The sequence below is a fragment of the Pseudomonas mohnii genome (assembly GCF_900105115.1).
Lineage (GTDB): Bacteria > Pseudomonadota > Gammaproteobacteria > Pseudomonadales > Pseudomonadaceae > Aquipseudomonas > Aquipseudomonas mohnii.
The window spans coordinates 4,238,092-4,257,500 of the sequence record NZ_FNRV01000001.1; the positions used below are offsets into that span (position 1 = coordinate 4,238,092).

General features: G+C 58.7%; 19 protein-coding genes (1 of these 19 running past the window's edge). 10 read left to right on the forward strand and 9 right to left on the reverse strand.

Annotated elements, in window-relative coordinates:
• Positions 1-12: 12 nt before the first annotated feature.
• From BLV61_RS19725 to dksA, 4 genes are all read right to left on the reverse strand, one after another.
• Positions 13-2,967, reverse strand: coding sequence for a sensor histidine kinase (locus tag BLV61_RS19725; protein WP_161793941.1), 2,955 nt, complete (start codon positions 2,965-2,967; stop codon positions 13-15).
• Positions 2,951-3,127 carry a hypothetical protein gene (locus BLV61_RS19730; protein WP_003176118.1) on the reverse strand — a complete coding sequence of 59 codons (177 nt, stop codon included), beginning with the start codon at positions 3,125-3,127 and terminating at the stop codon, positions 2,951-2,953. Before BLV61_RS19730 ends, BLV61_RS19725 begins: the two co-directional genes overlap by 17 nt.
• Positions 3,128-3,204: 77 nt before the next feature.
• Entirely contained in the window at positions 3,205-4,101 is an 897-nt protein-coding gene (gluQRS, locus tag BLV61_RS19735; RefSeq protein ID WP_090467016.1) for a tRNA glutamyl-Q(34) synthetase GluQRS, read from the reverse strand.
• Between the two features lie 192 nt (positions 4,102-4,293).
• On the reverse strand, positions 4,294-4,737 hold the full coding sequence (dksA, locus tag BLV61_RS19740; protein ID WP_047533311.1) for an RNA polymerase-binding protein DksA: 444 nt from the start codon (positions 4,735-4,737) through the stop codon (positions 4,294-4,296).
• 333 nt (positions 4,738-5,070) lie between these two features.
• Between dksA and BLV61_RS19745 the strand changes: the two genes are divergently transcribed.
• Both BLV61_RS19745 and sfsA read left to right on the forward strand, forming a co-directional pair.
• Positions 5,071-6,243: a pyridoxal phosphate-dependent aminotransferase gene (locus BLV61_RS19745; protein WP_047533308.1), complete on the forward strand. Its 1,173-nt coding sequence runs from the start codon at positions 5,071-5,073 to the stop codon at positions 6,241-6,243.
• Positions 6,243-6,956, forward strand: a complete 714-nt coding sequence (gene sfsA / locus BLV61_RS19750; protein ID WP_090467018.1) for a DNA/RNA nuclease SfsA — start codon at positions 6,243-6,245, stop codon at positions 6,954-6,956. The genes BLV61_RS19745 and sfsA overlap by 1 nt, the downstream gene beginning before the upstream one ends.
• On the opposite strand, the gene BLV61_RS19755 is transcribed toward sfsA, so the two are convergent.
• The 5 genes from BLV61_RS19755 to BLV61_RS19775 all read right to left on the reverse strand — a co-directional run bounded on the left by BLV61_RS19755 (position 6,953) and on the right by BLV61_RS19775 (position 10,954).
• Entirely contained in the window at positions 6,953-7,270 is a 318-nt protein-coding gene (locus BLV61_RS19755; RefSeq protein WP_047539073.1) for a Rieske (2Fe-2S) protein, read from the reverse strand. The genes sfsA and BLV61_RS19755 overlap by 4 nt on opposite strands.
• 360 nt (positions 7,271-7,630) lie before the next feature.
• A complete protein-coding gene (locus tag BLV61_RS19760) occupies positions 7,631-8,431 on the reverse strand; it encodes a Crp/Fnr family transcriptional regulator (RefSeq protein ID WP_090467020.1) in 801 nt (266 codons plus the stop codon).
• Between the two features lie 15 nt (positions 8,432-8,446).
• Complete coding sequence (locus BLV61_RS19765) at positions 8,447-8,719, reverse strand: TfoX/Sxy family protein (RefSeq protein ID WP_007971093.1); 273 nt, start codon at positions 8,717-8,719, stop codon at positions 8,447-8,449.
• A 242-nt stretch (positions 8,720-8,961) separates the two neighbouring features.
• Positions 8,962-9,306 carry a pentapeptide repeat-containing protein gene (locus tag BLV61_RS19770; RefSeq protein ID WP_047533298.1) on the reverse strand — a complete coding sequence of 115 codons (345 nt, stop codon included), beginning with the start codon at positions 9,304-9,306 and terminating at the stop codon, positions 8,962-8,964.
• A 91-nt stretch (positions 9,307-9,397) separates the two neighbouring features.
• Positions 9,398-10,954: a bifunctional aminoglycoside phosphotransferase/ATP-binding protein gene (locus BLV61_RS19775; protein ID WP_090467022.1), complete on the reverse strand. Its 1,557-nt coding sequence runs from the start codon at positions 10,952-10,954 to the stop codon at positions 9,398-9,400.
• A 115-nt stretch (positions 10,955-11,069) separates the two neighbouring features.
• Between BLV61_RS19775 and mrcB the strand changes: the two genes are divergently transcribed.
• The 8 genes from mrcB to msrP all read left to right on the forward strand — a co-directional run.
• Positions 11,070-13,394, forward strand: coding sequence for a penicillin-binding protein 1B (mrcB, locus tag BLV61_RS19780; protein ID WP_047533292.1), 2,325 nt, complete (start codon positions 11,070-11,072; stop codon positions 13,392-13,394).
• Between the two features lie 16 nt (positions 13,395-13,410).
• Entirely contained in the window at positions 13,411-14,145 is a 735-nt protein-coding gene (locus BLV61_RS19785) for a tetratricopeptide repeat protein (RefSeq protein ID WP_090467024.1), read from the forward strand.
• Positions 14,145-14,480: a YqcC family protein gene (locus BLV61_RS19790; RefSeq protein WP_047533287.1), complete on the forward strand. Its 336-nt coding sequence runs from the start codon at positions 14,145-14,147 to the stop codon at positions 14,478-14,480. Before BLV61_RS19785 ends, BLV61_RS19790 begins: the two co-directional genes overlap by 1 nt.
• 574 nt (positions 14,481-15,054) lie before the next feature.
• Positions 15,055-16,779 (forward strand): acetolactate synthase 3 large subunit, encoded by a 1,725-nt coding sequence (locus BLV61_RS19795; protein WP_047539072.1) that lies wholly within the window; start codon positions 15,055-15,057, stop codon positions 16,777-16,779.
• Positions 16,780-16,781: 2 nt separating this feature from the next.
• Positions 16,782-17,273, forward strand: coding sequence for an acetolactate synthase small subunit (gene ilvN / locus BLV61_RS19800; RefSeq protein ID WP_003205610.1), 492 nt, complete (start codon positions 16,782-16,784; stop codon positions 17,271-17,273).
• 48 nt (positions 17,274-17,321) lie between these two features.
• Positions 17,322-18,338, forward strand: a complete 1,017-nt coding sequence (gene ilvC / locus BLV61_RS19805) for a ketol-acid reductoisomerase (RefSeq protein ID WP_003228216.1) — start codon at positions 17,322-17,324, stop codon at positions 18,336-18,338.
• 145 nt (positions 18,339-18,483) lie between these two features.
• A complete protein-coding gene (gene pssA, locus BLV61_RS19810; protein WP_090467026.1) occupies positions 18,484-19,341 on the forward strand; it encodes a CDP-diacylglycerol--serine O-phosphatidyltransferase in 858 nt (285 codons plus the stop codon).
• 63 nt (positions 19,342-19,404) lie between these two features.
• Positions 19,405-19,409, forward strand: partial view of a protein-methionine-sulfoxide reductase catalytic subunit MsrP gene (gene msrP, locus BLV61_RS19815; RefSeq protein WP_090467028.1) — the 5' portion only. It continues 1,009 nt past the right edge of the window; the window shows 5 of its 1,014 coding nt (coding positions 1-5); the start codon lies at positions 19,405-19,407; its stop codon lies off the right edge, out of view.

Below are 19,409 nucleotides of genomic sequence, written 5' to 3' on the forward strand. Positions count from 1 at the left end.
CTCTCGACGGTCTCAGTTCACAGCGGACGTCGCTTCGACATGACGCGGTAATGTCACCCGGATACGGGTGCCGCGTTGGCTCTGAACATCAGCCGGGCTGTCGATGGTGATTTGTCCATAATGCTCTTCAACGATGGAATAGACCAGTGCAAGGCCCAGGCCGGTACCTTCACCCGGGTCCTTGGTGGTGAAGAAGGGTTCGAACAATCGGTCCATGATGCTCGAAGGTATTCCGCTGCCTTCGTCTTCCACGATCAGGTCGACCGTGTGCTCGCCGGCTTCGCTTTTGACGCGCACCGCGCTGCCGGGAGGCGAGGCGTCGCGGGCGTTTGAGAGCAGATTGATCAACACCTGTGCCAGACGCTGCGGGTCGCCTTCGACCCAGTGGTCCGGATCGCACAGGTTGTAGAACTGCACTTCGAAATTGCGTCGGTTCAATGCCAGCAGGCCGATGGCGTCCTGGGCGACTTCGGCCAGGCAGACGGGCTCGTCGCTGTGCTGATGGCTGCCGGCATGGGCGAAGCTCATCAGCGACTGGACAATGCGCGATACGCGTTTGGTCTGCTCGAGGATCTGACCACTGATTTCCTTGAGTTCGCCATCTTCTTCGCGCTCTTCGCGCAGGTTCTGCGCCAGGCAGGCGATCCCGGTGATCGGGTTGCCGATTTCATGGGCCACGCCAGCCGCGAGGCGACCGATGCTGGCCAAGCGCTCCGAGTGCACCAGTTTGTCTTCGAGCATCTGGGTTTCGGTCAGGTCTTCCACCAGTAACACCAGGCCACTGTTACCCGGTGCAAGCGGTTCGTCGATCGCCGCCTTGTGCAGGTTCAGCCAGCGGGTTTGACCGTCGAGGGCCAGATGCTGCTTGTGCAAGTGTTCGTCCGGTACGTTGATGAAGCCCTGCAGCAGTTCTTTCCACGGGGCCGCAATGGTGCTCAAGCGCGAACCAACCACGCGTTGCGCGGCGATCCCGGTCAACTCCTCCATGGCTTTGTTCCACATGAGGATTTCCTGGTCCTTGGCCAGGGAGCAGACGCCCATCGGCAATTCCTGCAGGGTCTGTCGGTGATAGCGGCGCAGCGCATCGAGCTCGGCGGCCAGGCCGGTCAGGCGAGAGTGGTAGTCCTCGAGGCGGCTTTCGATGAAGTGGATGTCTTCGGTGACGTAGTTTTCACCGCCCGCCTTATAAGGCAAGAACGTCTCGACCATGTCCTGGGCCACGCTCGGTCCCATCAGGCCCGAGAGGTTGGCTTCGATCCGGTCGCGCAAGCGGCGCAAGGCGTAAGGCCGACGCTCGTCGAATGGCAGGTAGAGGTCACGCAGGGCTTGCTCGACCTCTTTCTGCGCGGCCTTGGCGCCCAAGGGCTTGGCCAGTTGCGTGGCGAATTCCTGGGGGGAGGCGGCGTGCAGTTCACGGCGCTGTGGGCGACGCACGTTGTCTACGGCGCAGGCTTCGGCGGCGCTGGCCTCTTCGGTGCTGGCGTTGGTGAACAGCGAGATCAGGGTGAACATCAGTACGTTGGCCGCCAGCGAGGCGATTGCGGCCATGTGCCAGCTCGTATCGTCCAGCACATAGATCATGTTCAGCAGCGGAATGTAGAAGCCCTGCAGGTTGCCGACCAGCGGCAGCAGCATGGTCACCAGCCATACCAGAATCCCCGCCAGCAACCCGGCGATGAAACCTCGGCGGTTGGCCGTCGGCCAGTACAGGACCGACAGTACGCCCGGCAGGAACTGCAAGGTGGCCACAAAGGCGACGATGCCGAGGTTGGCCAGGTCTTGTTCGGCGCCCAGCAGCAGGTAGAAGCCATAGCCAGCCATGATGATCGCGACGATCAGCGCCCGGCGCGTCCATTTCAGCCAGCGGTAGATGTTGCCTTCGGCCGGAGGCTGGTACAGCGGCAATACCAGATGGTTCAGGGCCATCCCCGACAGCGCCAGGGTGGTAACGATGATCAGGCCGCTGGCGGCGGACAATCCGCCGATATAGGCCAGCAGCGCCAGGGCCTTGCTGTTGGCGGCGATGCCGATACCCAGCGTGAAGTATTCCGGGTTGGTGGTGGCGCCAAGTTTCAGGCCGGCCCAGAGAATCAGCGGAACTGCCAGGCTCATCAGCAACAGGAACAGCGGCAGGCCCCAGCTTGCGCTGACCAGCGAGCGCGGGTTGAGGTTTTCGGTGAAGGTCATGTGGTACATGTGCGGCATCACGATCGCCGAAGCGAAGAACACCAGCAGCAGCGTGCGCCACGGGCCTTCCTGCAGCGGTGTATGCAAGGCGGCGAGGGCGGTCTGGTTTTGCAGCAGCCACAGTTCGAGCTGTTGCGGACCGTCGAATACGCCATAAAGCGCATACAGACCAACGCCGCCGATGGCGATCAGCTTGATCACCGATTCGAAGGCAATCGCGAACACCAGGCCTTCATGCTTCTCGCGAGTGGCAATGTGCCGGGAGCCGAAGAAAATCGTGAACAGGGTGATCAGGGCGCAGAAACTCAGGGCCACGCGATGTTGCACCGGTTCGCGAGTGAGGATCCCGATGGAGTCGGCTACCGCCTGAATCTGCAGCGCCAGCAATGGCAGCACGCCGATCAGCATGAAAATCGTGGTCAGCGCGCCGGCCCAGGTGCTGCGGAAGCGAAACGCGAACAGGTCCGCGAGGGACGACAGCTGATAGGTGCGAGTGATTTTCAGGATCGGATACAGCAACACCGGCGCCAGCAGGAATGCCCCGGACACACCGAGGTAGCTGGACAGGAATCCGTATCCGTACTGATAGGCCAGGCCCACGGTGCCGTAAAACGCCCAGGCGCTGGCATAGACGCCCAGCGACAGGGTGTAGGTGAGCGGGTGGCGAATGATCGCCCGCGGGATCATGCCCCGTTCGCTGATCCAGGCTACGCCAAACAGCACCGCCAGGTATGCGGCACTGATCAGGATCATCTGGGTCAGGCTAAAGCTCATCGGCATCTTTTTGGCTCTGCAGGATGAAGGTCACGACGATCAGGATCAGCCAGAGCAAATAAGGCCGGTACCAGGCGCCAGTGGCGTCGATCCACCAATCCATGATGGCCGGGGAAAACAGGTAAATCCCCACTACCAGGAGCAGGACCAAGCGATAGATGTACATCCCGGCCTCTCTTTTTTATGCGCGTGCCCGAAAACGTGCGGCGATGGTAACGGATGGGTGCGCCACTGCAAGCAAGATCACTGTAGCTGTGCCTCGGGCAGGCTCAGTGTGCGCGGGATCAACATGGCATCCCAGTGGGCGATGCCCCAGTTCAGCACTTCCCGTGGCGTGGCGTAAGCCAGTTCGTTGCCGGGGTTCTGCCCGAGTGCGCGCAAGGCACGCAGCAGCAACGGCGTGGCCTGGTCTGCGGTGAGCGGTGGCGAGCGATAGGATTTGCCCAGTTTGTTGCCATCGGGCTGGGTGATCAGCGGGATGTGCAGGTAACGCGGTTGCCGCAGGCCGAGCAACTCCTGCAGATAGAGCTGGCGCGGGGTAGAGTCGAGCAGGTCGGCGCCACGCACGATGTCAGTGATGCCTTGCCAGGCATCGTCCAGCACCACGGCCAGTTGATAAGCGTATAGCCCGTCGCGGCGACGGATCACAAAATCACCGACGTCCCGGCCCAGGTGCTGGTGGAATTCTCCCTGCACCCGGTCGATGAAGTGGTAGTCCAGTTCAGGTACGCGAATCCGAATCGCCGCATCTTCGGTGCCGTGCCCGGCATTGCGGCACAGCCCCGGATAGATGCCGTGGTAGTGCTCCAATTGTTTGCGCGAGCAGGTGCAAGCGTAGGCCAGGCCCTGACTGAACAGGCGATTGAGTACTTCGGCGTAGGCATCGTGGCGGTCGCTCTGGCGGACCATCTCGCCATCCCACTCGAACCCGTAACTCTCCAGAGCCTTGAGAATCGCCGCCTGAGCGCCGGGTTCTTCACGGGGAGGGTCGAGATCTTCCATGCGCATCAGCCAGCGGCCGCCGACCGAGCGCGCATCGAGATACGAGGCCAGCGCCGCGACCAGCGAACCGAAATGCAAGTGGCCACTGGGCGTGGGGGCAAAGCGCCCGATGTAGGTGGGGGAGGTGATGACGGTCATATGGGCGATGTTATTTGGTCGGGAGAGGCGCATATCAAGCTGCAGGAGCGAGCTTGCTCGCGAAAAAACGTCTGTACACCGCGAGTCGTCAAGCGGCGCGCGTTATCGTTGTCGTCCATTGCGAGCAAGCTCGCTCCTGTACAGAAACAAAAACGGAGCGTTCGCACGCTCCGTTTTTCGTTCAAGTCGCAATTACTTGCCGACTTGCTTTTCCTTGATTTCCGCCAGTGTCTTGCAGTCGATGCACAAGTCAGCGGTAGGGCGTGCCTCAAGGCGCTTGACGCCGATCTCGATGCCGCAGGATTCACACCAGCCGTACTCTTCGTCTTCGATCAGTTGCAGCGTCTTGTCGATCTTCTTGATCAACTTGCGCTCACGATCGCGGGCTCGAAGCTCGAGAGCGAACTCTTCTTCCTGGCTGGCACGGTCTGCCGGGTCAGGGAAGTTGGCCGCTTCGTCCTTCATGTGGTCCACAGTCTTGTCGACACCTTCCATCAGCTCTTTTTTCCACTGGTTCAGAACCTTGATGAAGTGCTTGCGCATGGGCTCGCCCATGTACTCTTCGCCAGCTTTCTGAACATAGGGCTCGAAGCCGCTGATCGCCTGATTCGCTTGTTGCTTTGCTTGGGTGGACATGAAATAGACCGCCTCTACTCTTGTAATCCATCTGCGCAGGATTGCTCCATCACCGACACCTGCCGGCCCTGCGGCTGCAAGCGGGCGAACTTACCAGATCAAATCAGACCGCGCTACTCCCGGATGTCGAGCCTGCGGCCCGTGGGGCTTGCAAACGCCGGCAAAGCGCGGTCTGGTGGTTCTGGAGCGCTGCTCAAGTAATGATTTTAGTCAAACCCTAGGGGCTCGTATGAGTTGTTTTTGGCCTGGTTGTATGGCGTGTGACCGCTTTAGGTTCTCGCTCGTTCCTGTGCTTGGGTAGAATCGGTTCTTTTCCCCGTTGAAGGAAGGCCAATGGCTCAGTCCTACAGTGCCCGCAGTCGTGCGATCGAACCTTTCCATGTCATGGCGTTGCTGGCGCGTGCCAATGAATTGCAAGCGGCCGGTCATGATGTGATTCACCTGGAAATCGGTGAGCCGGACTTCACCACCGCCGAGCCGATCATTCGCGCCGGCCAGGCAGCGCTGACAGCGGGGAAGACCCGTTACACCGCCGCACGCGGCATTCCCGAATTGCGTGAGGCCATTTCGGGCTTCTATCAGCAGCGTTATGGCCTGAACATCGACCCGCGGCGGATCCTCATCACGCCCGGCGGCTCTGGTGCGTTGTTGCTGGCCAGTGCGTTGCTGGTCGACCCGGGCAAGCATTGGCTGCTGGCGGACCCGGGTTACCCGTGCAACCGGCATTTCCTGCGCTTGGTGGAAGGCGCCGCGCAGCTTGTTCCAGTCGGCCCTGAGGTGCGTTATCAACTGACCCCGGGTCTGGTCGAGCGGCATTGGGATCATGACAGTGTCGGCGCGCTGGTAGCGTCACCGGCCAACCCGACCGGGACTATTTTGACCCGCGACGAGTTGGCCGCGCTGTCGACCTCGATCAAGGAGCGTCACGGTCATCTGGTGGTGGACGAGATCTATCACGGCCTGACCTATGGCACCGATGCGGCCAGTGTGCTGGAAGTCGATGACAGTGCCTTTGTCCTTAATAGTTTTTCGAAATATTTCGGAATGACCGGTTGGCGTCTCGGCTGGCTGGTCGCGCCGGATGCCGCCGTCGGTGAGCTGGAAAAACTCGCCCAGAACCTCTACATCAGTGCTCCGAGCATGGCGCAGCACGCTGCGCTGGCATGCTTCGAGCCTGCAACCATTGAGATTCTGGAAGAGCGCCGCGCCGAGTTTGGTCGTCGTCGGGATTTCCTGCTTCCCGCCCTGCGGGAACTCGGCTTCGGGATTGCCGTTGAGCCGGAAGGGGCGTTCTATTTGTATGCCGATATCAGCAAGTTCGGCGGTGATGCCTTCGCGTTCTGTCGCCACTTCCTCGAAACCGAACATGTTGCGTTTACTCCGGGGCTGGATTTCGGTCGTTACCAAGCCGGGCATCATGTGCGATTCGCCTACACACAAAATCTTGAGCGTTTGCACGAGGCGGTCCAACGGATTGCTCGCGGTTTGCGGAGCTGGCAAGGCTGATGCGTTTCCATCCGCCACTCGAAGAAGGTCGACTGATTCGTCGTTACAAGCGTTTTCTCGCCGATATCGAAACCGTTAGCGGCGAGTTGTTGACCATTCATTGTCCGAACACGGGTTCGATGCTCAATTGTCAGGTCGAAGGCGGGCAGGTCTGGTTCAGCCGCTCCAATGATCCCAAGCGCAAGTTGCCGGGAACATGGGAAGTGGGCGAAACCCCTCACGGACGGCTGTTTTGCGTGAATACCGCGCGGGCCAACGGACTGGTGGAGGAGGCGCTTCGCGGCGGAGTCATCGCTGAGCTGGACGGCTTCACTAGTCTTAAGCGCGAGGTTGCCTACGGCCAGGAAAACAGCCGGATCGACTTTCGTCTTGATTACCCGGGTGGGCCGGCCTTTGTGGAAGTCAAAAGTGTCACGCTGGGTTTCGAGGGCTCATCGGTAGCCGCGTTTCCCGATGCAGTGACGCAGCGAGGGGCCAAGCATTTGCGTGAATTGGCGCATTTGGCCCGAGACGGAGTTCGGGCTGTGCAGTTGTACTGCGTGAACTTGACCGGTATCGATGCTGTACGTCCGGCTGAAGAAATCGATTCTGCCTACGCCGCGGCGCTGCGTGAGGCCGTGGCGTGCGGGGTCGAGGTGCTGGCGTACGGTGTGCGATTGACTCACGAGGAAATGAGGGTCGATCGGCGCCTGGAGGTGTTGCTCGGTGATTAAAGGCTGATCCAGAGGCCTTGTGCGTCCTCGCGGCAATCGATGCGCTTCAGCGATTGTCCCGCACAAGGCCCGGCCACGCATTCGCCGTTCTCGATCAGAAACAGGGCGCCATGAGTGGCACACTGGATCAAGCTGTTGCTGGGGTCGAGAAACTGGTCCGGGGTCCATTCCAGCCCGACGCCGCGGTGCGGGCAGCGATTGACATAGACGTATACCTGGCCGGCCCGGCGTACGGCGAAGAGCTTCTGGCCATCGATTTCGAACCCGCGGCTGGAGGCATCGGCCAGCTCGGTACTGGCACAAAGAAATTTCATGTCCATCCTCAGGTTTTGTCGCTCATGTTCAGATAGACCCGAGCCGACGTTCAAAAATGCAAACAACTGATCAAGTGGCGCATGTCTATGCCTGATGCAGTGGCCTGCTGCCTAGGATACTGGGTAGCTCCTGCTTTCTCCCAGGCAAAAAAAGACCCGGCATGAGCCGGGTCAAATAACCGTGATTAGCCTGATGAGGAGATAATCTGAGAGTCCGAACCAAGGGCTGTCCAGAATATCGACCAGTCTCGCGACCAGTTGCGTTAATAATATCGATTATCATTATCAAGTCAACCGGTCATTTCTCATTTGTTTGAATCCTGTCGATTGCCTGCTGTAAATCCCGGTAAACGTTCAGCCTTAATGTGGCGTTTTCAGTGCGCTCAACTGTGCGACCTGCTTGTTAAGCAGGTCGATTCGTCGGGCCATGCTGTTGATCAGGCTGCTGGCGATTTTTGGATTGCTCTGGGCCAGGCTCATGAACTGATCCTTGGGAATACGCATGATGGTGCTCGGCTCACTGGTGACAACGCTGGCGTTGCGCCTCTCACCGGTGAATACCGCCATGGCACCGAAAATTTCTTCCTTGGGCACATCGCCGACTTTCAGTCCGTCGACAAACGCTTCGGCATGCCCCTCAATGATCACGAGGACGTGGTCCGCCTCGTCGCCTTGCCGGATCAATGCTTCGCCACTGGCGACACGCTGGAAACCATGAGTGCTGCGAAACTCCGGCTGTTTCAGGCGTGCGACTGCGTCGGACAGCAAAGCGGTCTGCCCTGCCATGTATTGCAAGAACAATTCCGAGCGCCGGGGATCGGCATAGATGTGCTGGAACACCGCGGATCGCAAGTAGGGCGTCAGCACCAGCGGGTTATCACTGCGCAAACGACAGCGCGGCAATTGCATATCCTGACGCAGGCCGATGAGATCCCCCTCGTGAAGATAGAACAGGGCGCGATGGTTGATGCATCCATGCAGCAGCCCGTTCTCCAGCATGAACAACTGATCGCTGGGTAAGGCGGCGCCAAGGTCTTCGACAGCGGAAAATTCCAGGGAAGGACCGCAAGGAGCCAAGCCTTCAAGTAGCCGAGCAGGAATGTTTTGCAGTCGATTGATCAGTGCGTCGGCGTAGGCCGGTTGTTCCCCGAGTAGGTACATGGCGAGCGGGCTCGTTCAGTTTTTGTGGCGTGACGAGATAGCTTCCAACTGTTTGTTCAGGGCTTCCTTGCGTTCGGCGGGAATGTCGTTCCAATGCACGTCCATCAGGGCGCCTTCGATTGCATATAACAACACCTTCGACGCCCGGAACCCCCGCGTACGCACGGCCCGATAAGCGTCCACCGCCCCCAGGCGACGCAAGTCCGAGGCGCTGTGGATGCCCACGGCATGCAGCCACTGCGCCGACGTCTTGCCAAGATTCTTCAGGTGTTGCAATTCATCATTCATCAAGCCTCCTTGCGATGGCCGAATGGTGCGTGGGCAAGCTTCTGAGGAGTGTAGCCATCAGCAGGAAAAGCGTTATTGTTTGGTCGTTTTCGACGCAAACGCTTCTAAGCGGCAGATAGCTGCAAGGCAGGCATTTGAGTGAGTTCGTCGGGAAAAGACGCGGAACAGGCAGGATTTTCGGTCAATAAACCCACAGTCCAGCGCGAAGCGGGGGCGCTGGACTTGTCAATTTATACGGGCGATCAGCGAGTGCGATAACGCAAGCGTGTGCCGAAATTCATAGACATCAAAATCTCGTCAGCACTCAGTTCTGCCGGAAAGTAAGTCCCGGAGATCTGCGCGTGGGCCAGGCTTGCGCCTTCAAGCGAAGCGTTGCGAAAGTCGATGCCGCGCAAGTCGGCGGAGCGGAAATATGCATCGGTAAAGTCGACGCCGTCGGCGTTCAACTCACGCAGGTCCAACCCTCGGAAATCACCGCCTACCATGTCGATAGGTCCATCCTTGGGGCGCTCTTTGTTGAAGCCCGTGATGTCATCTTTGTGCAGTAAGGCATAAAGCGGGGTGTCGAGAAGTTTGGGATGGCTCATGTCATATCACCTGTTGGTTTTATGACGCCAGTATAGTGCCAGTATTTGACAGCCGTGAAGCCGGCGATGGCTTCACGGCTCAAATACTTTCCTACAGGCCCGGCAAGCGTTGACGAATCTGCTCTACCACAGTGTCCAGGGTTCCGCTTTCATTGGTCTGGACGCGTTTGCTGCAGAGAATTTCTGCCGGCGTCAGCGCTTCGCGACTGGCTTGCTGGGCTTCGATCACGGCCAGCGTAGCGTCAGACGGGTCCTTGTTATCCGCCTGGCGCAGGGCCAGCCAACTTTCGATCACTGCCTGCGGAGCGTTGCAGTCGAGGATCAGAAACGGAGTGCCAGTGGCCTCGGCGACCTTCGCCGCGCTTTCGCGCTGTGCACGCTTGAGGTAAGTGGCATCGATCACTACCGGGAAGCCCGCGTGCAGGATCACGCGGGCAATTTCGTGCAGGCGGCTGTAGGTCGCTGCGCTGGCATCAGCGCTATAAATACCGGCCTGCACGTCATTCTGAACGGTCTGCTCGCCGAACAGACGTTTGCGTTCGACGTCCGAACGCAAGCGAATCGCCCCCAGTGCTTCCACCAGGCGCATGGCCACGTGACTTTTGCCGACAGCGGAAACGCCGTGGGTGATGGCCATGAAGCGCGAAGGAATGGTGCTGTAGCTTTCCGCCAGGTTGGCGTAGTTACGGTACTGGCGCAGCGTGGTGGCACGCTGTACCGCAGTGGCGTCGGCCGGCATGCTGAACAGGGCGACCTTGGCGCGAACCAGTGCACGGTAGGCTTTATAGAAGTTCAGCAGTTCCAGGCCCTGGTAATCGCCTGTCAGCTCCAGGTATTGGCTGATGAAGCGCCGTGCCAGGCTTTTCAGGCCACGGTCCTCGAGGTCCATCGCCAGGAAGCCGGTGTCGGCATACACGTCCGTGAAGCGGAACGGCTCGTTGAATTCGATGCAGTCAAAGATCACGACCTTGCCGTCGATCACCGTGGCGTTGCCCAAGTGGATGTCGCCGTGGCATTCACGGATGAACCCTTCAGCCTTGCGCTGTGCAAACAGCGGCTTGAGGCGTTCGAAGCTGGTTTCAGCCCAGGCTTGCAAAGCTTCCAACTGCTGGAGGTCGGCCTTGTCGCTGAGGAATGGGCGAATTTGTTCGAAGTTTTGTCGTACTGGCGCAATGACGCTGTCCGGTGTGCCTGCGTCGTGTTCGGCAGGGACTTTCGGCGCGCTGAGGTGGAAGCGGGCAATTTGCTCAGCCATTGCATCGATGTGCGCTGGCGTCAGTTCGCCATTGGCTTGCAGGGTGCTGAGCAACTGGCTCTGCGGGAACTGGCGCATCTTCAGGGCGTATTCGACGACCGGACCATCGCCGCCCAGTTGCGGGGCCTCGGCGCTGCCGGTAATCGGCAACACTTCGAGGTAAAGATCCTGAGTCAGGCGCTGGTTGAGGCGCAGTTCTTCACCACAGAAATGCTTGCGGGCCTCAAGGCTGGTGAAATCGAGGAAGCCGAAGTTCACCGGCTTCTTCACCTTATAGGCATAAGGGCCGGTAAGCAGAACCCAGGAAATGTGGGTCTCGATAAGCTGGAACCCCTCTACAGGATGCGGATAGAGGGCCGGGTTTTGCAGGGCGGCGATCAGGGACTGGCTCACTGGCGATCCTTCAGAGTCTGGAAAAATACAGGCCGTCATTATGGCGGCTGGCCAGCCTAACGCAATCTCGGAGGGCTCCTGTTGAGTATGAATAAAGTGCGTATAATCCGCCGCCATGACTCGTACTCGATCTCCCCGTACCCCTAAAAAACCACCTTCCAGAGGCCTGCGCCCCTGGCTGGGCTGGGCCCTTAAACTCAGTCTGGTCGGCCTGGTGGTGCTGGCCGGGTTCGCGGTTTACCTCGATGCCATTGTGCAGGAGAAGTTTTCCGGCAAGCGCTGGACCATTCCGGCCAAGGTATACGCACGTCCACTTGAGCTGTTCGTCGGACAAAAGCTGAGCCGGGATGACTTTCTCACCGAACTCGACGCCTTGGGTTATCGCCGTGAAAGCGTGGCCAATGGCCCCGGTGCGGCCTCGGTCAATGGCAACACCGTTGATCTGAATACCCGTGGCTTCCAGTTCTATGAAGGCATGGAGCAGGCGCAACCGGTACGTGTACGTTTTTCCGGCGACTACGTCGCTGAATTGTCGGCGACCAGCGGTGCGAAGCTGTCGGTAGTGCGCCTTGAGCCGTTGTTGATTGGTGGCTTGTACCCGAAAAACCTCGAAGACCGGATTCTGATCAAGATCGATCAGGTGCCGCCGTACTTGCTCGACACCCTGGTGGCCGTTGAGGACCGTGACTTCTATCACCACTTTGGTGTGTCGCCGAAGTCGATTGCCCGTGCAATCTGGGTCAACGGCTCGTCAGGCCGGATGCGCCAGGGCGGCAGTACCCTGACGCAACAATTGGTCAAAAACTTCTACCTGACCAACGAACGCAGCCTGAGCCGAAAACTCACCGAGGCCATGATGGCTTTGCTGCTGGAGCTGCATTACGACAAGCGTGAAATCCTCGAGGCTTATCTGAACGAGGTGTTCATCGGTCAGGACGGCCAGCGTGCGGTGCATGGTTTCGGTCTGGCCAGCCAGTTCTTCTTCAGCCAGCCATTGTCCGAGCTCAAACTGCATCAGGTTGCATTGCTGGTGGGCATGGTCAAGGGGCCTTCGTCCTACAATCCGCGGCGGTACCCGGAGCGCGCGCTCGAGCGACGCAATCTGGTGCTCGATGTCTTGCAGGAGCAGGGAGTCGCCACCGCCGAGCAGGTCGAAGCCGCGAAGAAGATGCCGCTGGGCGTGACCAAGCGTGGCAGCCTTGCGGACAGCTCGTTCCCCGGCTTCCTCGACCTGGTCAAGCGTCAGCTGCGTGAAGACTATCGTGACGAAGACTTGACGGAAGAAGGTCTGCGCATCTTCACCAGTTTCGATCCGATCCTGCAGATGAAAGCCGAAGCTTCGGTCAATGACACCTTCAAACGCCTGGCAGGGCGCAAAGGTTCTGATGATGTCGAGGCGGCCATGGTCGTCACCAATCCGGAAACCGGCGAGGTCCAGGCCATGATTGGCAGTCGTCAGGCCAGTTTCGCCGGGTTCAACCGTGCTCTGGATGCTGTGCGGCCGATCGGCTCGTTGATCAAGCCGGCGGTTTATCTGACAGCGCTGGAGAAGCCGAGCCAGTACACGTTGACCAGTTGGCTGTCGGACGAATCCTTCTCGGTCAAAGGTGCGGACGGTCAGGTCTGGAAACCGCAGAACTACGATCGACGGTCTCATGGCACGGTTTTCCTTTATCAGGGGTTGGCGCATTCCTACAACCTGTCGACCGCACGTCTGGGGCTGGCGGTGGGTGTGCCCAATGTTCTGAAGACGCTGGGGCGCTTGGGTGTCAGTCGCGAGTTTCCGGCATTCCCGTCCATGCTACTGGGCGCGGGAGGCATGACGCCGATCGAAGTGGCAACCATGTATCAGACCCTGGCCAACGGTGGTTTCAACACGCCGATGCGCGGGATCCGCAGTGTTCTGACCGCCGAAGGCGAACCGCTCAAGCGTTACCCGTTCCAGATTCAGCAGCGTTTCGATCCGGCTTCCATTTACCTGATCCAGAGCGCCATGCAGCGTGTCATGCGTGAAGGCACCGGCAGCTCGGTCTACAACGTGTTACCGAAAACCTTGACCCTTGCAGGCAAGACCGGCACCAGTAACGATTCGCGGGACAGTTGGTTTGCCGGTTTCAGCCAGGACTTGCTCGCGGTGGTGTGGTTGGGGCGCGATGACAATGGCAAGACACCATTCACCGGTGCTACCGGTGCCTTGCAGGTCTGGACCAGCTTCATGCGCAAGGCCGATCCACTCCCATTGGACATGCCGCAGCCGGACAATATCGTTCAGGCCTGGGTCGATTCGCGCACGGGACAAGGCTCTGATGCCAACTGCCCAGGCGCTGTACAGATGCCGTATATTCGCGGCAGCGAACCGCCTCCCGGCGCCGCATGCGGTGGCGAAAGCCCCGCTTCCGGCGAAACGGTGATGGATTGGGTCAAGGGCTGGATGAATTAAGCAAAGAGGGTATCAAGTGAACAAGTGGTTGATTCCAGCGGTTGCCGCCGTGGCTTTGCTCAGCGGTTGCTCCACCGTACAACGTGGCTCGATTCCGGTAGAAGACGCCGGTACCGCCGTCTCCAACAGCGAGCGAATCTCGAACAATGGCGGTTTCCGTCAGACGACGGTGAAGCGCCCGGCGCAAACCCGCCCGCAGGAAATTCCGCAAGGTGATACCGGTGTTGTCGTGATGGTGCCAGGTGGCGGTGCAACGACTTCAACGCCGATCAGCACCACGCCGATTACGCCAGGCCCGATTACACCGGGCCCGATGGATACCGCACCGGTTCAGTCCGCGCCGATCAATCAAGGCAGCTACAGCATGCCATCGGCGCCGAGCGGGATTCCTTCGGCCAGCGCCGGTGGTCTGTCCGCCGACGAGCAACTGGACGGTCCGGTTCTGGCGCTGTTGACGACTGCGCAGCAACAACAGTCCAGCGGTGATCTCAATGGTGCTTCGTCGAGCCTCGAGCGCGCCCAGCGTGTCGCACCCCGTGAGCCACAAGTGCTATATCGCCTGGCGCAAGTGCGCATGGCTCAAGGTGATGCGCCGCAGGCCGAGCAATTCGCTCGTCGTGGCCTGACCTTCGCCAACGGTCGCCCGGCACTGCAGGCAAACCTTTGGGAACTGATCGCTCAGGCGCGTGAGAAGCAGGGTGACTCTGCCGGCGCAGCGCTGGCCCGTCAGAAGGCCAAGGTAACGTCGTGATGGACGAGCGCTTTAACAAAGTTGCCGATCAGTTGCTGTTGATCGAACGTGAACTGCGGATTCAGGGCTGGTGGGACGACGTCATGCCAAGCGCAGAGGCGCTTTCCAGTGTCGAGCCATTTTCGGTCGATACACTGGATTTCGAGCAGTGGTTGCAATGGATCTTCTTGCCACGCATGAAAATGATTCTGGAGCAGGATCTGCCTTTGCCCAGTGCATCGGGGATTCAGGAGATGGCCGAAATGGTCTTCGCTGGCCGTAATGTCCAGGGAAAAGATCGGCAGTTGCAAATGTTGCTCAAAGAGTTTGATGTGCTGATCACAGCTTCTCGCTGAGTTCGATCCCTTGTAGCAACCGGGCTTGTTCGCGATGAGCGCATGCCCGGTTCCTGCATGCCTACTGGCGGTTGTTCGCTATTCGTATCTGCGTTTCGCTGGCGCGGCTCCTGCCGTTGAACGTCATCCAGTCGCCGCATCGTTCCCTGTACTTCCTCTCTCCGTCGCGGATTGTCCAATTCCTTGTCTCGGGTTGCGCAATTGAAGCTAACACTCATGCAGTTTCACGGTTTTTTCTTGCTTTCTCATGTGCTTAGTTCAATAAAGCACATAGACGACTTGACTTGCAGGGGACGAAACAGAAGAATCCAAAGTCCGCTGTAGAGGGACTGCCAGAAGCAGACCCACTCAGCAGATCATGAGGCGCACATCCGCGCCGACCTGTTACACCCGCAACGCGTTACCTCGCGCTGGGTGGGAAAGGCCCGCAACACTTGGGACGATCCCAATACTTGCTCAGTCAGTGCTGACGTAGTCGGCGACCACCGTCGCTCATGCTCTGCTGGGAAGTAAACCTATTAAGACCCGTCCCCTTATATGTGGGCGGTATTCTGGCGTTTTAGAGGTGAACAACGTGGAGCTTTTATCTGGCGGTGAAATGATCGTCCGCTTTTTGCGTGACGAGGGCGTCAAGTATATCTATGGGTACCCGGGTGGTGCCGCATTGCATATCTACGATGCACTGTTCAAAGAACCATCCGTTCAGCACATTCTTGTCCGTCATGAGCAGGCTGCCACTCACATGGCTGACGGTTATGCGCGCGCCACTGGCAAGGCCGGTGTCGTACTGGTGACATCCGGACCGGGTGCGACTAACGTCATTACCGGTATCGCCACTGCGTACATGGACTCAATCCCGATGGTGATTCTGACCGCCCAGGTGCCGAGCACCATGGTCGGCACGGATGCATTCCAGGAAACCGACATGATCGGTATCTCCCGGCCGATCGTGAAGCACAGCTTCATGATCAAGCACCCATCGGAAATCCCGGAAGTCATGAAGAAGGCTTTCTACCTGGCGCAATCCGGTCGTCCGGGCCCGGTCGTTGTCGATATCCCGAAAGACATGACCAATCCGGCCGAGAAGTTCGAATACGTCTTCCCGAAAAAAGCCAAGCTGCGTTCCTACAGCCCAGCAGTGCGTGGCCATTCGGGCCAGATCCGCAAAGCCGTGGAAATGCTGTTGGCGGCCAAGCGGCCAATCATCTATGCCGGTGGCGGCGTCATCATGGGCAACGGTTCCGCGCCGTTGACCGAGTTGGCGCAACTGCTGAACGCACCGGTCACCAATACCTTGATGGGCCTTGGCGCCTATCCGGGTAACGACCGCCAGTTCGTCGGCATGCTCGGTATGCATGGCAGCTACACCGCCAACCTGACGATGCACCATGCCGATGTGATCCTTGCAGTCGGCGCGCGCTTCGACGATCGCGTTATCAATGGTGCGTCGAAGTTTTGCCCGAATGCCAAGATCATTCATGTCGACATCGACCCGGCTTCGATCTCCAAGACCATCAAGGCCGACGTTCCTATCGTGGGTCCGGTGGAAAGCGTACTGACCGAAATGGTCGCTACCTTCAAGGAAATCGGCGAGGCCCCGAACAAGGAAGCTGTAGCCACCTGGTGGAAGCAGATTGAAGAGTGGCGTGGTGATCGCGACATGTTCCCTTACAACAAGGGTGATGGCAGCATTATCAAGCCTCAGACTGTGATCGAGACGCTGAGCGAAGTGACCCATGGCGATGCCTATGTGTCCTCCGACGTGGGTCAACATCAGATGTACGCGGCCCAGTACTACCGTTTCAACAAGCCGAATCGCTGGATCAATTCCGGCGGCCTGGGCACGATGGGCTTCGGTTTGCCGGCTGCGATGGGCGTGAAACTGAATTTCCCGGATGCTGAAGTCGCCTGTGTGACCGGCGAGGGCAGCATTCAGATGAACATTCAGGAGTTGTCGACCTGTCTGCAACATGGCTTGCCACTGAAGATCATTCTGCTCAACAACGGCGTGCTCGGCATGGTCCGCCAATGGCAGGACATGAGCTACGGTGCGCGTCACTCGCATTCCTACATGGAATCGTTGCCGGACTTCGTCAAGTTGGCTGAAGCCTATGGTCACGTTGGCATGCGCATCACCGACTTGAAGGATTTGAAGCCGATGATGGAGGAAGCGTTCGCGATGAAGGATCGCCTGGTGTTCCTTGACATCAAGGTCGACGCCAACGAGCACGTCTACCCGATGCAGATCAAAGACGGCTCCATGCGCGATATGTGGCTGAGCAAGACGGAGCGTACTTAATCATGCGGCACATTATTTCCTTGCTTCTGGAAAACGAACCCGGCGCTTTGTCTCGCGTAGTCGGCCTGTTCTCGCAGCGCAACTACAACATCGAAAGCCTGACTGTGGCGCCAACCGAAGACCCGACCCTGTCGCGTCTGACGCTGACCACTGTCGGCCATGATGAGATCATCGAGCAGATCACCAAAAACCTGAACAAGCTGATCGAAGTGGTAAAACTGGTCGACCTGTCGGAGAGTGCTCACATCGAGCGCGAACTGATGCTGGTCAAGGTCAAAGCCACCGGCGCCCAACGCGCCGAGATCAAGCGCACCACCGATATTTACCGTGGGCAGATCGTCGATGTCAGCGCCAGCGTGTATACCGTTCAATTGACCGGTACCAGCGACAAGCTCGACAGCTTCATTCAGTCCATCGGCACCGCCTCGATCCTGGAAACTGTACGCAGTGGCGTCACCGGGATTGCGCGCGGCGACAAAGTACTCAGCATCTAAACCAAATTAGCGAATGGCCTGAACGGCCTGGATATATAGGGGAAATTCATGAAAGTTTTCTACGATAAAGACTGCGACCTGTCGATCATCCAGGGCAAGAAAGTTGCCATCATCGGTTACGGTTCCCAGGGCCACGCCCAAGCGTGCAACCTGAAAGACTCTGGCGTTGACGTTACCGTTGGTCTGCGTAAAGGTTCGGCCACCGTTGCCAAAGCCGAAGCTCACGGCCTGAAAGTGACCGACGTTGCTTCCGCTGTTGCAGCGGCCGACTTGGTCATGATCCTGACCCCGGACGAGTTCCAGTCCTCGCTGTACAAGAACGAAATCGAGCCGAACATCAAGAAAGGCGCCACCCTGGCCTTCTCCCACGGCTTCGCGATCCACTACAACCAGGTAGTGCCGCGCGCTGACCTCGACGTGATCATGATCGCGCCGAAAGCTCCAGGCCACACCGTACGTTCCGAGTTCGTGAAGGGCGGCGGTATCCCTGACCTGATCGCGATCTACCAGGACGCGTCGGGCAACGCCAAGAACGTTGCTCTGTCCTACGCTGCCGGTGTTGGCGGTGGTCGTACCGGCATCATCGAAACCACCTTCAAGGACGAGACTGAAACCGACCTGTTCGGCGAACAAGCCGTTCTGTGCGGCGGTACCGTTGAACTGGTTAAAGCTGGTTTCGAAACGCTGGTTGAAGCTGGCTATGCGCCAGAGATGGCCTACTTCGAATGCCTGCACGAACTGAAGCTGATCGTTGACCTCATGTACGAAGGCGGTATCGCCAACATGAACTACTCGATCTCCAACAACGCCGAATACGGCGAGTACGTGACCGGCCCGGAAGTGATCAACGCCGAATCCCGTCAGGCCATGCGCAACGCCCTGAAACGTATTCAGGACGGCGAATACGCCAAGATGTTCATCAGTGAAGGGGCTACCGGCTATCCTTCGATGACCGCCAAGCGTCGCAACAACGCCGCTCACGGTATCGAAATCATCGGTGAGCAACTGCGCTCCATGATGCCGTGGATCGGTGCCAACAAGATCGTCGACAAAGCCAAAAACTAAGTCACGCCCTTGTACGAAAAACGCGGCCCAGGCCGCGTTTTTTCGTTTGGCGGGCCGGTTCTGGTATAAAGCTGCATCGTTTGCGGTGCGAACCGTTGCCGCAGACATCTGTCGAAACTTTCCACCCCGTTGCAAGGTATTGTCCATGAGCGAACGTCCCGAAGAGCCAAACCAGGCTTCTGACGCCGAAAGCCTGCTGCCCATCGATGAGCATGTTGAAGAAGGGCATGACGCTGAAGGCCGTAAAGTCCGGCATCGTGGTATCTATCTTCTGCCGAATCTGTTCACCACTGCGAATCTGTTCGCAGGGTTTTACTCCATCATTAACTCCATGAGCGCACAGAGCGCCCTGAGTGCGGGTGATTCGATTGGCGCGAGCAAGTATTTTGCTTTCGCAGCCATCGCGATTTTCGTCGCCATGGTGCTCGACGGTCTCGATGGCCGTGTCGCGCGCATGACCAATACCCAGAGTGCCTTCGGTGCCGAGTACGACTCGCTGTCGGACATGGTTGCCTTCGGTGTTGCACCTGCCTTGCTGGCATTTGGTTGGGCGCTGGGCGACATGGGCAAGGTCGGCTGGATGGTGGCTTTCATCTATGTAGCTGGCGCGGCGTTGCGGCTGGCGCGTTTCAACACCCAGGTCGGCACCGCCGATAAGCGCTACTTCATTGGCCTGGCCAGTCCGGCTGCTGCTGGCGTCGTGGCAGGGATTGTCTGGGCGTTCAGTGACTACGGTATCCAGGGATCCAAGATGTCCTTCCTGGTGGCGTTAATGGTCGCGGCTGCGGGCATGCTCATGGTCAGCAACATCAAGTACAACAGCTTCAAGGAGCTGGACCTCAAGGGGCGGGTTCCTTTCGTGGCAATCCTGGCCGTGGTGCTGGTCTTCGCCGTAGTATTCAGTGATCCTCCGCGCATCCTGCTGCTGGTTTTCCTCGCCTACGCGGCTTCCGGTCCGGTGCAGTACTTGTTACATCTTCGTCGGCGCAAAAGCGTCGATTGATGTAATTTCCCTCATACTCCGCAGTCTGTTGGTGCATCTGTTCTCCAATGCTGCGGAGTAGCCATGCT

Bases quoted from the DNA above. Each gene is read 5' to 3' on its own strand.
- BLV61_RS19725 (WP_161793941.1), bottom strand. From the start codon at position 2,967: ATGCCGATGAGCTTTAGCCTGACCCAGATGATCCTGATCAGTGCCGCA.
- BLV61_RS19730 (WP_003176118.1), bottom strand. From the start codon at position 3,127: ATGTACATCTATCGCTTGGTCCTGCTCCTGGTAGTGGGGATTTACCTG.
- gluQRS (WP_090467016.1), bottom strand. From the start codon at position 4,101: ATGACCGTCATCACCTCCCCCACCTACATCGGGCGCTTTGCCCCCACG.
- dksA (WP_047533311.1), bottom strand. From the start codon at position 4,737: ATGTCCACCCAAGCAAAGCAACAAGCGAATCAGGCGATCAGCGGCTTC.
- BLV61_RS19745 (WP_047533308.1), top strand. From the start codon at position 5,071: ATGGCTCAGTCCTACAGTGCCCGCAGTCGTGCGATCGAACCTTTCCAT.
- sfsA (WP_090467018.1), top strand. From the start codon at position 6,243: ATGCGTTTCCATCCGCCACTCGAAGAAGGTCGACTGATTCGTCGTTAC.
- BLV61_RS19755 (WP_047539073.1), bottom strand. From the start codon at position 7,270: ATGAAATTTCTTTGTGCCAGTACCGAGCTGGCCGATGCCTCCAGCCGC.
- BLV61_RS19760 (WP_090467020.1), bottom strand. From the start codon at position 8,431: ATGTACCTACTCGGGGAACAACCGGCCTACGCCGACGCACTGATCAAT.
- BLV61_RS19765 (WP_007971093.1), bottom strand. From the start codon at position 8,719: ATGAATGATGAATTGCAACACCTGAAGAATCTTGGCAAGACGTCGGCG.
- BLV61_RS19770 (WP_047533298.1), bottom strand. From the start codon at position 9,306: ATGAGCCATCCCAAACTTCTCGACACCCCGCTTTATGCCTTACTGCAC.
- mrcB (WP_047533292.1), top strand. From the start codon at position 11,070: ATGACTCGTACTCGATCTCCCCGTACCCCTAAAAAACCACCTTCCAGA.
- BLV61_RS19790 (WP_047533287.1), top strand. From the start codon at position 14,145: ATGGACGAGCGCTTTAACAAAGTTGCCGATCAGTTGCTGTTGATCGAA.
- ilvN (WP_003205610.1), top strand. From the start codon at position 16,782: ATGCGGCACATTATTTCCTTGCTTCTGGAAAACGAACCCGGCGCTTTG.
- ilvC (WP_003228216.1), top strand. From the start codon at position 17,322: ATGAAAGTTTTCTACGATAAAGACTGCGACCTGTCGATCATCCAGGGC.
- pssA (WP_090467026.1), top strand. From the start codon at position 18,484: ATGAGCGAACGTCCCGAAGAGCCAAACCAGGCTTCTGACGCCGAAAGC.